The sequence below is a fragment of the uncultured Parabacteroides sp. genome, from assembly GCF_905196875.1.
Classification (GTDB): Bacteria; Bacteroidota; Bacteroidia; order Bacteroidales; family Tannerellaceae; genus Parabacteroides.
Genome location: NZ_CAJJWO010000014.1, coordinates 22,018 through 34,585, shown reverse-complemented (window position 1 = coordinate 34,585; position 12,568 = coordinate 22,018). Strand labels below are relative to the sequence as shown.

Sequence of the window (12,568 nt, the reverse complement as noted above, 5' to 3'; positions counted from 1 at the left end):
CTGTTAAGATTTGAATTTCTTGATTATTAATGTAGAGTTGGTTCCTCCGAAGCCAAACGAGTTGGACAGGAAGGTGTCGAATTCGAGTTGTTTAGTCTCCGCCGGAATGTTCAACAAGGCGGAAGCCTCGTCGGGTTCCGTAAAGTTCAGATTGGGAGCGATAAATCCGTTCTGCATCATCAGCATGGAATAGATCACTTCGCTCGCGCCTGCCATCCACATCTCATGTCCGGTCATCGACTTAGTAGAAGCCACATACGGGGCTGTTTTCCCGAAAACTTCGGCAATGGCTTTCGCCTCATTCAGGTCGCCCAACGGGGTGGAAGTAGCATGGGCATTCACATACTGTATGTCGCGAGCTGCCATACCTGCGTCTTTTAATGCCATTTCCAACGAACGTCGCGGCCCATCTACGTTCGGGACGGAAATATGTTCGCCGTTGGAAGAAAAGCCATAGCCTACCACTTCCGCCAGGATATTTGCTCCCCGCCGCTTAGCCGACTCGTAACTTTCTATAATAACGGTTGCACCTCCCCCGCTGGGAACCAAACCGTCGCGATCCTTGTCGAACGGACGGGAAGCCTGTTCCGGCTGATCTTCCCTGACAGAGAAAGCGGCCAGTCCGTCGAAACTGCCGACCGAATACATATTTACTTCCTGTGCTCCCCCGCATACGATACAATCCTGCATACCCGAACGGATCAGGAAATATCCCATCCCAATGGCATGCGAACCGCTGGCACAGGCACCGGAGATCGTAAAGTTGACTCCGCGCAGCTTGAAAATAACCGACAGGTTCATCGTCACCGTCGAGTTCATGCTCTGAAATATAGAGCCGGAACCGACCAGTGCCGTATTCCTTTTCTCACGGATGATATCCACCGCATTGATTACAGGAGCCGTACTGCTGTCATTTCCGTAAAGGATACCGACTTCGTGGTTCAGCAGATACTCTTCGTCTATCCCCGCCTGTGCAAAAGCCTCGGCCGTTGCCAGATAGGCATATTCGCCCTGTTCAGGAAGGCCGATACGCTGGCGGCGATCCAGTACGCCTTTCAGGTTCGGTTTATCCAATAGTCCCGTTAATGCCGAGCGGTATCCAAATTCTTTGCGAACCGGATCGATACCGATACCCGATTTCCCTTTATATAAGGAAGTCTTTACCTCCTCCAGATTCTTTCCGATGCAGGAGTAAATACCCATTCCCGTAATAACAACTCTATTCATATATCTTTCTATCAGGTATATAATCCACCGTTTATTGAAATCACCTCCCCCGTAATATAGGAAGCGGCAGGCGAAACAAGGAAAGCCACCAGGTCGGCCACCTCTTCCGGTTCACCGAAACGGCCTGCGGGCACCAGCTTCTTCAGCTCCGCTTCATCCAGGTCGCCGGTCATATCGGTACGGATAAAGCCGGGAGCCACCGCATTTACCGTGACTTTCTTCTTGGCCACTTCCTGTGCCAGCGCTTTAGTTGCGGCAATAATACCGCCTTTAGCCGCCGAATAATTGGTCTGTCCCGGCATTCCTTTTATTCCTGACAGGGAAACGATATTGACAATCCGCCCGAAACGTTTTACCAGCATGTCTTTCAATAAAGGCTGTGTAACGTTAAAGAAACCCGACAAGCTGATATCGAGCACACGGTGCCATTCCTCTCCGGTCATCCAGAGCAGGAGATTATCTTTGCGAATACCTGCATTGTTGATCAACACTTCGATATAAGCATCCGGATGCTTATCCATCCACCCGCTCAGGGTGGATGTCACCGCCTCGGCGTTCGTGACATCAAATTTCAGCAGTTCGCCGTCCGATCCTTTTTCGCGGACAAGTTGCAGGGTATGTGCTGCTTCCGAATCGTTACTCTGGTAGTTTATCAATATGACATATCCCATTTCCGCCAGTCTGACACTGACGGCACGCCCTATGCCGCGGCTTCCGCCTGTTACTAATGCGTATTTCATGCAATCGGTTCTAAATTCTTGTTCTTCAACCACTCGATCATTGTTTCGATCTCCTTGTATTTGGGAGTATCTTCGGTAAACACGGGGAAGAAAGAACGTATTTCGTTATAAATATCCTTTGTACGGGGAGACAACCGATCCTGTATCTTCAGGTAATCCACCGCTTGCACGATGGCCATAAAATGGATTGCCATCACCTGGAAACCGTTCTCTATAACAGTTTTAGCCAACAGGGCGGAATTTGTCCCCATACTGACAATATCCTGGTTATCATTATTATTCGGAATGCTGTGCACATACATCGGATTCGACAGGGTCTGGCTCTCTGCCGTTGTGGAAGTTGCCGTAAACTGGGAAGCCTGCAATCCGTAGTTCAGTCCCAATACGCCCAGATTGACAAACGGCGGCAGAATGCCGTTGATACGGTCGTGGAACAGATAATTCAGCTGGCGCTCGGTCAGCATGGTTAACTTCGTGACAGCTATCTTCAGTTTGTCCATCTCAAAAGAGATATAATCGCCGTGGAAGTTACCTCCATGATATACATTTTTCGTTTCGGGGTCAACAATCGGGTTATCACAGGCCGAGTTCAGTTCATCGATCAGTACCTTTTCCGCATTGACCATCTCATCGAACACAGGGCCCAGTATCTGGGGGACACAACGCAGCGAATAATAAGGCTGCACCTTATGTTCAAATATCTTTTCCGTATGGCGACAGTATAATTCATTTTCCCGTTTACGGATAGAAGAACTTCCCGCCACCCATTCACGCATGGCACGGGCAATCGTTTGCTGCCCTTCATGCCGTTTAACGCCGTTCAGGGCAGGCGACATGAAATCGTCATACGAAGACGCGATCTCGTTCATCATCACGGATGCTATTACCGACCAGGTAAGCAACTGTTTGGCATAGATCAGGTTGACCATACCAATTCCGGTCATGACCGATGTTCCGTTCGTCACGGACAGGCCTTCACGTATCTTCATGGTAAAAGGTTTCAATCCGGTCTCCTTCATCAGCTCTGCCGTATCACGACGTTCACCTTTATAGAAAACCTCCCCTTCTCCGATCAAGGTCAAGGCCATATGTGCCAGCTGCACAAGATCGCCACTGGCTCCCACACTACCGTGTTCGGGAATATAAGGGCAAATATCCCGGTTGATAAACTCAACCAGCAATTCGACCAACTCTACATGTACACCTGAATAACCTTGTAAGAAAGTCATCAGTCGTGCAATCATAGCCGCCTTAACATACAAGGGAGACAGCGGAGCACCCGCCCCGGTCGAATGACTGCGTATAATATTATATTGTAACTGTTTCAGGGAATCATCCTCTATGCGGTACTGGGCCATCGGACCAAAACCTGTATTAATCCCATAAATGATCTTATCCGCTGAAAAATCTTTCAAAAAAGTATAGCTATGATCCACCTTTGCCAAAGCCTCTGTGGATAATGTAAGCATTCTCTGTTGAAACAACAAAGCCCGTACTTCATTCAGGGTTAAGTTAGCATTGGGGTTGTATAATACATCCTTCACCATATATTCCTTTATATTCTCGTGCAAAAGTAGCTTTTTTGCTCAAGTATACAAAGCTAAGTAACACTTTAACTTAAAGTTATAAGCCTCATCATTCCCCACAACCTCTTTTCCCGGAAAATATGAAAGTCATAGATGGACAAATCAATAAGATGTCACCGCACTCCAGCTACCCGACAATTGCAGGTTATCCACACCTAGCAAAGGTAGATTAACAGGGACGGAAACTGTAATATTTTTTATAGAGGTCAAAACTGTTCCCAATATAGCACCCAGCAGAGGTATTCCTCCCAGTATGCCATCGATATTCGCAATATTTCCAAGTTTTACACTCAGCGTAAGCGAATGGTTTCCATCGGTTTGCTGGGTATATGATTTAAGCCCTAAGTCAACAAAGGAGTAATCGGCCTTATAACGCATATTCGTCGCCACATTAGCCGTTACCGGATCTGTAATATCGATAAAAGCACCATTCAGCAAAAGAGGCCCGTCAATCGTATTCTCAATCAGAAAACCGGATATAAGCCCGTCACGTATGGCACTGATACGGCGTACATCAAAACTACCATGAAAACCACGGATAAGGATATCTTTTTCACTGTAAACACTTCCACCGGTAAAATTAAACCTGAATCTGTTCACTCCGGTATAGTAGTCTGTCACGTTATTGCTCAGATCAACCGATTTCGGGAAATTATTGATACTGACAATGGCCGTACGAGCAGAATCGCCCACCCAAGGATTCAATAAAACACCGATTCCGCTAAGCGCACCCTGCTGATTAGCATTTCCGGTCAACGCCAACCCGATCTGATTGACCAGTTGTTGCAACAAAATGTCGTAAAGAGCATTTGTTACGGGGATCAGTAAAGCATCGGCAACAACATTTACCGTAGCATCAAGAAGCGCAAGAGCCGGGATCTGTTTCAATAAATATCGCAATGAGCCGGGAGCGGTTCCTCCCACCGTTGTCTGTATATAATTCTTATAATTGATCTGTGTAACAATATTGTTAACAAGTTGGTTAAGGGCTGTCTGTGCATCCACAAAGTTACGATGCACCTTGAACATTCCAATGATCCGTTGTAACACGATATTCGGGTTCGGCACAGCAGGAGAAAAACTCACCTTTGCCTCATAATATTCCGACGTATCGGAAAAAGGGCCGTTGGGCAATACGATACGCGCATCCGACATCTGCCCTTTATAGTTCAGTAACACATCTGCCACTCCCTGTCCACCACCCGTAACAGGGTAAGGGAATAAGTTCTTATCCGTGTTTGCCAGAAAAACAGCCGTATAGACTCCCCTTGGCAAAGTATCTCTTATAGCAGATAATGGCCAGGTTGTTGTTCCGGAAGTCAGCGGTAACACCTCTTTTTCCTTTACAAACGTTCCTGATTCATTATAAACAAGGTAACGAAGATGACGAACCCGCCCATCGAGGCCACTCACAGGTGTCCGGGTCATACCGCTTTCCGGTGAGAATGTTACTACAAAATATCCCTCCGGGACAACACCGGAGCCTCCGTCATCAGGAGTCTCTGCCGGCTTTTCCGTTTCAACGGGCACCAATTCTTCCTTCTCACAGGCAGCAAAAAGCAAGAGCGGAAGCAAACCAACCCAAACAAGAATAAATGTCTTCATCTTCGTTACTCTTTTAATAGTTTTGAATACCATCCCAGGCATTATCATCCAGATTAATATTATTGGACAAGGTAAAACCCAGGTTGATTTTGTTGTAATCACCATCAATCCGTACCCAATGGTTCGGTGAGAATATTATTCGATTGCCGGAGACAACATTGGCGACATCAGCAATCTTCACCGTGTACTGCTCCGTAATACCCGCATAAATAACATCCAGATATAAAAGCGTTTTACGTGCATCCAAAGTAGGCAACATAAACGTATTGAATGTGACTTTACCGGATGCGGGAGCTAATAACCCCAGTGTCCTTACCCCGGTGTCACCGACAACCTGCCATTGAACAGGCGTACCATCGGCAGCCTTCACTGCCGTAACCAGCTGTTCGGCTCTCAAACGGATAGAGCTCACATAGGCGGGAATATTGGTAATATTCAGCGTTAATCCACTGGAAATCCTGTTTAACGTCCCTTTTATATTATTTATCTGCTCGGGTTTAAATAATCCTCCAACCGAAACAGTTCCATTATATCCATTCCCCATACAGGAAAACAGTTCGGGAACATCCGTTGCATTGATCAACTTCAAATTCACATCGGCCAGGGTTGACGGACGACCGGATATTCCCAGGTCGAAACGTCTACCGGAAGCGGCCGGATTAGCGAAGTCATAATCATTCCGGTTATAACCGATCACCATTAACTGGTATGTCGAGCCGGTAGTCATCCGGAGCATAGCCGTATTCAAAGGGAATGCATTTAGATCTATCTGTTTGGCGGACGTATAATCCGGTACAAAATTGACCGGATCATTCGCCAGGGATTCATTCGTCTTTTTAAACGGCAGGATCAATACCCGATTCACAGAAGGGGTAGCATCTCCCAACGCACGGGTGAGATTGCCCCCTTCTTCCATGATCGACAAAGGAACAGAAACCGTTCCGACTTCCTGATCGAGAGGAATATCATCCGTAGAACACCCTCCCAGCCATAAAGAGGCCAGGAGAGCGGCCCCAAAATAAAGATCTATTGTCCGACGCATAATATTCATACGACATTCAGTTTAAGGAGTCTGTAAAACCAAATCGTGAATAGCCACCCAGTTAGGAGAGATAGTGATGGTGATTGTTTGATCTGTCAGCAAGTCGATCGGATTATCGTCATCGTTCGGATCATCCGGATCTCCAACTGTACTGCCTGAAGTCACTTTTCTACCTAACGTATAAAAATGGTTAGCCAGAATATCAAAGCTCGTACCTGTTCCTGGAGAAGAAACTGCCCATGTCCTGAGTGCTGTTCCACTTGCATCGTACAAGCCTAAAGTCATTGTAATAGCACTAACAGGAACCAGATATTTACCGCTAAGCTGTGAATTCGCAACTTTGACTACACCAGACCCAACCGTATTTCCGGTATAAACATCATTCGCTGTACCTTGTATAGAAAGGTCGATATCGATAATATTGTACGGACTGGTTCCCGCTGTCGATCCGGCACCTGTAGAAAGGTTCGTCACTTTATTGGTGGCCGATACAGAAAGCCGCAGGTACTTAACAGCAGTTCCGTCTACCGTTGTCGGTACATTCTTGAAATATCCCAGAACACCGGCAATCTGACGAGTCATCTGGATACTGACACGGCTACCCTGGGCGATGATCGTATAAGGGGTAGAACCGGCAAATATCTCCGTTTCATTACCTGTCGTAGCAATAGTAGCCACCATATCTTCAAACTTAGTCGTGGAAGCAGTAGGTGATGTTATCGCAAACTGATTATCCGCTCCGACTCCAACCGCCAGGAACTTATAATCTCCCATAGCCAGTTTATTCTCTTCCGGAACGGAAAAACGTTTGAAAGTCGTACCGTCCGTCCAGCCTGCAATATTGTACGATTTCTCAAAAAGATAATCTGAACCACTCTTTTTAAAAGCATACACATCCACCTGGGTTACATGCTGAGTGGCCTCCTGGCTATAAACCGGAGCACGTGTCACCGAGCCACTCTCTATTTCATTCACTGCTGACAGTTCAAAAGTCACTGAACCGTTTTCACTCTCTACAGGATCTACGTTGTCTTCATTTGAACATGAGGCAAACATCAGTAAAGAAATTACTGATAAAAAAACAACACTTTTCATAAGCCGAAATTATTAAAGTAAATAACTAGAAAAAAGAATATATTATTTGGTGTTTAAGATATCCAAATGATGGATCATAGTCCACTCACCATCGACATACGTCCATATCTCCAATGCGTCGGTGATCTTATTATAGTTAACCTCCACCGCAGTTACCTGATTTCGATTCATTATAAGAGGTATTTCCGGAACAACAAGTTCCTTAGATGCATTCCCGGAAGTATCGGAAAAGAAACGAAGGTTTAACTTCGAACTTCCCCCCGCCACAGAAGGTGCCAGCACGGTCTCAATAAGAGGTTTAACAGGCCCAGTTTTGAGAACAGTCGTATTCCCCGTATACTTCAAATAAGGATCTACCGTATCATATAATGAAGTCACTTTTTCTTCTACCTGCGTTATCTCAGACGGGAAATTCGAACAAAGCAGAAGCAAATCACCCTTAGCTCTCTCCAGCATTAACAGGTCGGAAGAAGGCTCGGAAGTAAAAGTGATATTTTTATTGGCAACATAAGTATCTGTCAACTCATTACCATTATTATGTAAAATACCGGTTGCCGTATCCGATTGTATATTCCCCCACACAGTAAGATTATAATTACCCTGAGGCAAATTATTGAACTGAATTGTATAGAACTGGTCACTTCCACTTAATGCATTATCTGACGTTTCTTCAACAATCTGTCCGGTTTTTATATCACGTAACTGATAATGCACTGTACTAACAAATGCACGATAAGGCAAGTTTTCATCTTTTTTTACCAGCTGAAAAACACTCTCTATATTTGAATAATTCTTATCCTTTACATATACTTTTACAGTGTGTGTTATCACACAATCATCCATATCTTCTTTTATACAAGATGACAACAAAAAAAGCATACCAATGGCATGAAGAAAATACACAATTCTTCCCATAATAAAACAAATTTATCTTGTGATTAACTTAACACCTAAAATACCGACCAGAGTCATTTTAATACAAGGAAAGGACAGAGGAAGTATATTTTTGTAAATTTGAGTATAGAACAGATGATGAAAAAGTTTTGTTTAATAAGTAAATCCCCTTTTTGGTTAAATATCAGTCGTATAAAAGTTAAAGTAATAGACATTCAATTATAGCAAAAAATCATTAGAAAAAACCATTAAAACGCAAGGTAAATCAGATATAAATGATCAATATAAATAAAAAAATAGAGCCTATATATGAAATATAAACTCTATTCACTTGATTTTACCACTACCTAAATAGCTAGTCGGTTTCACACACTCTCAAAACACTTTGCAAACATCTTATTACCTATAGACTATTACTTCCTTCTTTTTCAAATATTCCATATAGGTGATCTCCCCATTGGTTTGTCAGATCCAGAACATACGTATCTGCATCTAAACCGCCTAAATCAATCATAGTATATTCTGCTTCTGAAGCCGAAACCCTCGCTTCATAAAGAACTATGCCATCTTTCGATATTCGTACAATGATATCGGAACGTTGGCTGCTACTTTGAATAGATAAGATATCACCATTAATAACAGCAGAAATAGGAACAACTCCCGAAGCAGAACGATGTCCTTCTGTCCACCAACCGCCAAATGTAACTGCGGACATTGTCTTTGCAGACAAATCCTGTACTATTAATCCACCAAAAATAAGTACAAAAAATACACATACAATCCATGTAAACATTTTTTTACCCTTTACCATGATTTTAACTATTTAAAATGATTAATACATAACAAAGATATGTATTTTGCAACAAACAAGGATAGAATCAATGTGGACATCCATAAATCGTAAAACACTATTAATAAAACAATTACAATCTATTATATCCGTAGAATACGGACAAATCAATTTTCAGTATTCCCAAATAAAAGCGTCGACTGAAATTTCCCTATCCAGGGGAGAAACCAAATGTTGGCTGATACGTTCTTTTAAACGCTGTTTCCGTTTAGTTACGGAAGAAGAGGAAATTCCCGTTAAGGTGGCTATAACGGAGTTGCCCAAATGTAATTTTATCAGGCAACAAATCCGGAGATCACTATCCGTTAATGTGGGGAAATCTTTCTGCAGACGATAAGTTAAATCCTCATAGACCATATTTACTAAATCGAATATTTCAGTCCACTTATCATCTGTTATATAACGAGGAGATACTGCCAGGTTATTTAATGTTTCTATTCGTTTTACCAATTCGTTACAAAGAAACTTTTCACGGTCATGCAATACTGTATTTTGAACTGCCAAACATTCATAAGTCTCTATCTCAATTCCTTTTTCCTGTAACTTATAAATGTAGTTCTCTATATTCTCCTGTAAAAGCTTATTTTGACCAAGTAGTGATTCATTCTTTTGGCGAATACATTCAATTTCAAAAATCCTATCCTGCAAAGATTCCTGTAGTTCCGTATTCTCTTCTATTTGCAAAGATAATGATTTGATCAGGTCTTCATTCTTTCTGATAACAGATTCATTCTCATGCAAATGAACTAAATGAGACTGTAACTGTTTTTTCGTTTCCAGAACATCACGCTCTTTACGTAATAATTTACGTTGGTAGACAAATATCAATGAACCGATTAGTATAAGCAATAAGATCAGAATGGACAAAGCACTTTTTATAAAATGACTTTTCTGAATCAACAATTTATTATTTTCATTTAAAAGCTTTTGCCGGTCATATTTTACCTGTATTTCAGCCACCTTCATACTACGATTAATATTCTCTACCGAATCCATATACATTCGATATAAATCATTATGCGCTATCGCTTCTTTATATTTTCCGAAATCCCGATACAAATAGTATAATTCCTGGCTTGCATTTTTTTTGACATATACATTCGTCGTATTCAACGCACTTTCTAAATAGTAATAAGCCGAATCAAACTGCTCCATCAACCGATATGTCTCTCCTATACCCAAACGTATCTGTGAAACATCAAGGGAACCAGATCTTTCAGCTATACCTAGCGATTTTACCTGATAATACAAAGACGAATCCAACTCCCCCATTCTGGTATATGCCATTGCTATTTCTGCACAAGCCGAAGTCAAAGCCCTTTGACTTCGACATTGTTCGGCAATATCTATTGCTTCCTTATAATATTCCACAGCCTTTTCCATATTGCCACAGATTATAGAAGCACGCCCCAAATAAGAAAAAGAGTATGATATAGTTGCGCTGTCTCCCAATAACAGGGAGTAATCATGAGCAAGCTTATAAGCTTCAGTTGTTTGAGTACATAAGTCCCTATGAAGATACAATGTTCCCAAATGGGAATTTATCAAACAGAGCAAATTATAATCCGTTGTATTCTTTGCTACATCCCGTGCACGTAAATAGAATGTTGCAGCTTCCTCTGCCCTATTCATATCGTAATTTACACGTCCTTCATAATACAAGGCTGTTGCCTTCCTCAGCGGATCATCCTGCTTTTCAAAATATTCGAGAGCTCTATTTATTAAAGAATCCGATGTATGTTTCAGGTAATTTTTATCTCGAGCCTGTGTGGTAAGCAAACACCAGGTAGCATACTGTAATTCATCTTCAGGAGACGGTATCTTCATTGAATCAAGAATAGCCAGAGCACTGTCCGGATGGCTCAACATTAAAGATTCGGCATGCACTAACTCAGGCGGCAATACTTCAGAGCGTTTATTACACATCACAAAAGTTAACAGACAGAATATAAGGTAAAAAGCGCTTTTCATTCGTTTGTCGTGTGTCATTATAAGTTAATCAGATAATTTCCGCCAGCTTCCAAGCCTGAATATGCTGTATCCCTTTATTGGAAGGAAAAGAAAAATCATCAAGAGACACAACATACTTTTCATAGTTATCCTGAATCGCTTCCAAAGAAGCATATTCGCGACGGACAGTTTGTTCGTCCGAAAGCAGATACGTACTTTGCAAATAAATAATACGATCACCTTTACTGGCCACAAAATCGACCTCTTTATCCCGCATCGCGCCCACATACACATTATATCCGGAACGTCGCAATTGTAAATAAATAAGATTTTCCAGTTTATAACCAATTCCATAGGCAAAACCAGAATAAAGATAATTCTTAAAAGCAAGATCGTTAATATAATACTTACAATTACCCGATACAGTATCTTGCCCTTTTATATCATAGCGTTCAGTCTTATGAATCAAAAAAGTATTCTCAATATAACCTATATAGTTAGATATTGTATCATAAGTAGTTTTCCTTTTATTGCTTTTAAAGAAGTTCAGAATATTAGTGATCGAAATCAGGTTGGAAGCGTTATTTACGAGATAAATAAAAATATCTTCCAGCAACTTCGGATCTTTTATACTGTTTCGTTGAATAATATCCCTTAATAAGACAGTATCTTTTATTGCCGCGATATAATTACGCTTGGTTTCATTATTGGGCAAAATAAATAACTCCGGCAACCCCCCGCTTTCCATATATTCAATATAACTTTGTCTACTCTCACTTTTACCGGTTATGCCTGCATATTCTTGAAAGTTAAATGGAAATATTTCAAAATTCACATATCGCCCGGACAGAAGGGTAGCCAATTCTCCCGATAACATTTTCGAGTTCGAACCACTGATGAAGATTTCATAGCTATCTATAAAATTCTGAGAGTAAGAGTTTACAAAATGCTCCCAGCCAGATATATTTTGTATTTCATCTATGAACAACCAAACTTTCCCATCAGGATTCAAAGCTTCTTTATACTGTTTCAACAAAGTTTCCAAATCATGATAATCCTGTACACAGTCAAAATCAGTAAATTCTTTATTGATATAAAATATATTCCGAGGATTTATTCCACTTTGAATTAACCGGTAAGCAATTTGCCGAAGCAGATAGCTTTTCCCTACACGACGCTGTCCTACAAGAACTTTGATCAGCCTATTTCCTGTGTAATCAAAAATCTTATCTGTATAACCAACCCGTATAAAACCTAATTCAGGAACATTCCCATGCCAAAAATTGTATCTACTCAGCAATGCAAAATTTTCTTCCATACTCGAAAATATTTCTTCAAATGTAAGAATATTCTTCCATACTCGAAAATATCACAGCGTCAAAATCATGTTTTCGGTCTTATTTGTGATTTGTCTACTTTACAAAAGCTCCTTTTTCAGGAAATCCGAAAGATGAAGATGCATAATCCTTTCCACATCACTCCCTCTGTTGAACTCATCCAGACTAACTACATACACTTTCTTCCGCCTGCAGACTGCGTAGTACATGTTCATTTACCCACTCGGCGTTGGCCAGCAAGT

At 41.8% G+C, this 12,568-nt stretch carries 10 protein-coding genes; all 10 read right to left on the bottom strand.

The features are described 5' to 3' along the window. Positions 1-3 precede the first annotated feature (3 nt). On the bottom strand, positions 4-1,227 hold the full coding sequence (locus QZ076_RS07155; RefSeq protein WP_293711793.1) for a beta-ketoacyl-[acyl-carrier-protein] synthase family protein: 1,224 nt from the start codon (positions 1,225-1,227) through the stop codon (positions 4-6). A gap of 11 nt (positions 1,228-1,238) precedes the next feature. Beyond that, the gene (gene fabG, locus QZ076_RS07150; protein ID WP_293711791.1) at positions 1,239-1,967 is read right to left on the bottom strand and encodes a 3-oxoacyl-ACP reductase FabG; all 729 of its coding nucleotides are present in this window, start codon (positions 1,965-1,967) and stop codon (positions 1,239-1,241) included. Continuing rightward, a complete protein-coding gene (locus QZ076_RS07145; RefSeq protein WP_293711893.1) occupies positions 1,964-3,436 on the bottom strand; it encodes an aromatic amino acid ammonia-lyase in 1,473 nt (490 codons plus the stop codon). The genes fabG and QZ076_RS07145 overlap by 4 nt, the downstream gene beginning before the upstream one ends. A 219-nt stretch (positions 3,437-3,655) precedes the next feature. Then, the gene (locus QZ076_RS07140; RefSeq protein ID WP_293711788.1) at positions 3,656-5,158 is read right to left on the bottom strand and encodes a hypothetical protein; all 1,503 of its coding nucleotides are present in this window, start codon (positions 5,156-5,158) and stop codon (positions 3,656-3,658) included. Between the two features lie 13 nt (positions 5,159-5,171). Then, complete coding sequence (locus tag QZ076_RS07135; RefSeq protein WP_293711785.1) at positions 5,172-6,209, bottom strand: hypothetical protein; 1,038 nt, start codon at positions 6,207-6,209, stop codon at positions 5,172-5,174. Between the two features lie 12 nt (positions 6,210-6,221). Beyond that, on the bottom strand, positions 6,222-7,295 hold the full coding sequence (locus QZ076_RS07130; RefSeq protein WP_293711782.1) for a FimB/Mfa2 family fimbrial subunit: 1,074 nt from the start codon (positions 7,293-7,295) through the stop codon (positions 6,222-6,224). Between the two features lie 42 nt (positions 7,296-7,337). Then, positions 7,338-8,210 (bottom strand): FimB/Mfa2 family fimbrial subunit, encoded by an 873-nt coding sequence (locus tag QZ076_RS07125; RefSeq protein WP_293711780.1) that lies wholly within the window; start codon positions 8,208-8,210, stop codon positions 7,338-7,340. A 382-nt stretch (positions 8,211-8,592) separates the two neighbouring features. Continuing rightward, complete coding sequence (locus QZ076_RS07120; RefSeq protein ID WP_293711777.1) at positions 8,593-9,000, bottom strand: DUF3244 domain-containing protein; 408 nt, start codon at positions 8,998-9,000, stop codon at positions 8,593-8,595. Positions 9,001-9,153: 153 nt separating this feature from the next. Further along, complete coding sequence (locus tag QZ076_RS07115) at positions 9,154-11,010, bottom strand: tetratricopeptide repeat protein (RefSeq protein ID WP_293711774.1); 1,857 nt, start codon at positions 11,008-11,010, stop codon at positions 9,154-9,156. A 28-nt stretch (positions 11,011-11,038) separates the two neighbouring features. Continuing rightward, positions 11,039-12,307, bottom strand: a complete 1,269-nt coding sequence (locus QZ076_RS07110) for an ATP-binding protein (protein ID WP_293711771.1) — start codon at positions 12,305-12,307, stop codon at positions 11,039-11,041. Between the last annotated feature and the right edge of the window lie 261 nt (positions 12,308-12,568).

Excerpts from the sequence above, each read along its gene's own strand:
- QZ076_RS07140 (WP_293711788.1), bottom strand. The coding sequence starts at position 5,158 with ATGAAGACATTTATTCTTGTTTGGGTTGGTTTGCTTCCGCTCTTGCTT.
- QZ076_RS07110 (WP_293711771.1), bottom strand. The coding sequence starts at position 12,307 with ATGGAAGAAAATTTTGCATTGCTGAGTAGATACAATTTTTGGCATGGG.
- QZ076_RS07120 (WP_293711777.1), bottom strand. The coding sequence starts at position 9,000 with ATGGTAAAGGGTAAAAAAATGTTTACATGGATTGTATGTGTATTTTTT.
- QZ076_RS07135 (WP_293711785.1), bottom strand. The coding sequence starts at position 6,209 with ATGAATATTATGCGTCGGACAATAGATCTTTATTTTGGGGCCGCTCTC.
- fabG (WP_293711791.1), bottom strand. The coding sequence starts at position 1,967 with ATGAAATACGCATTAGTAACAGGCGGAAGCCGCGGCATAGGGCGTGCC.
- QZ076_RS07115 (WP_293711774.1), bottom strand. The coding sequence starts at position 11,010 with ATGAAAAGCGCTTTTTACCTTATATTCTGTCTGTTAACTTTTGTGATG.
- QZ076_RS07125 (WP_293711780.1), bottom strand. The coding sequence starts at position 8,210 with ATGGGAAGAATTGTGTATTTTCTTCATGCCATTGGTATGCTTTTTTTG.
- QZ076_RS07145 (WP_293711893.1), bottom strand. The coding sequence starts at position 3,436 with ATGCTTACATTATCCACAGAGGCTTTGGCAAAGGTGGATCATAGCTAT.
- QZ076_RS07130 (WP_293711782.1), bottom strand. The coding sequence starts at position 7,295 with ATGAAAAGTGTTGTTTTTTTATCAGTAATTTCTTTACTGATGTTTGCC.
- QZ076_RS07155 (WP_293711793.1), bottom strand. The coding sequence starts at position 1,227 with ATGAATAGAGTTGTTATTACGGGAATGGGTATTTACTCCTGCATCGGA.